Source organism: Bartonella sp. CL25QHWL (genome assembly GCF_042195335.1).
Taxonomy (GTDB): Bacteria; Pseudomonadota; Alphaproteobacteria; order Rhizobiales; family Rhizobiaceae; genus Bartonella.
This window is the reverse complement of sequence record NZ_JBHIOE010000079.1, coordinates 1-851: the sequence shown is the minus strand read 5'-3', so window position 1 is coordinate 851 and position 851 is coordinate 1. Positions and strand designations below refer to the sequence as shown.

General features: G+C 39.6%; 1 pseudogene. It reads left to right on the top strand.

Annotation, left to right across the window (positions count from 1 at the left end):
* Positions 1-851 (top strand): annotated as a pseudogene (locus ACFILY_RS09560) (hypothetical protein); the annotation flags it as partial.

The window sequence follows — 851 nt, the reverse complement described above, 5'->3', positions numbered from 1 at the left end:
GAAGGAACTTTCTAGCAGCCTTCAGTCTGATGATTCAGCTGTTGTTCATTACGATAAAAAAGATGGTGATAATGGCGACATTGATTACACGAGTGTGACTTTAGGTAAAGGTAAGGATGAAGGACCAGTTGCACTTCATAATGTAAAAGATGGTGTAATTTCTGAAAAGTCGCATGATGTTATCAATGGTGGTCAGCTTAATAAGATCTCACAAGATGTAGCCAAGTTTCTTGGCGGTGATGCAGCGTTTAATAATGGTGCGTTTACAGGACCGACTTATAAATTATCTAAAGTTTCTACAGAAGGTGAGGTAACAGAAGCTTCCTTTAGTGGTGTAGATACAGCGTTTACAGGGCTTGATGAGAATATTCAGAATGTTAATGCACGGATTAAAGAGGTTTCTGAAGGAGTAGCGCAGGATTCTTTATCTTGGAGTGATAAGGAAAAAGCCTTTGTAGCAAAGCATGGAGATGGATCGGAAAGAAAAAATAGCAAAATTAAGTTTCTTGAAGATGGTGCAATCTCTGCGGATTCAAGTGATGCAGTGAATGGTTCACAGCTTTTTGAGACGAATAAGACTGTTGCAACTTATTTAGGTGGTGGCGCTGAATATAAGGAAGGTCAATGGAGTGCTCCAAGCTTCAAAGTTAAGATCGTCAAAGAAGATGGCAGTGCCGTTGAAGAGCAGAGCTATGATGATGTTGCGTCTGCCTTTGCTGGTGTTGGTGATTCATTCATGAATATTCATAAAGAGCTTAAGAATGAGATTAATAAAGTTGTAGGAGATAGTCTTGTTAAGCAGGATGATGCTACGAAGGTAATCAAGATAGGTGGTGAAAAAGAGGGTAGTG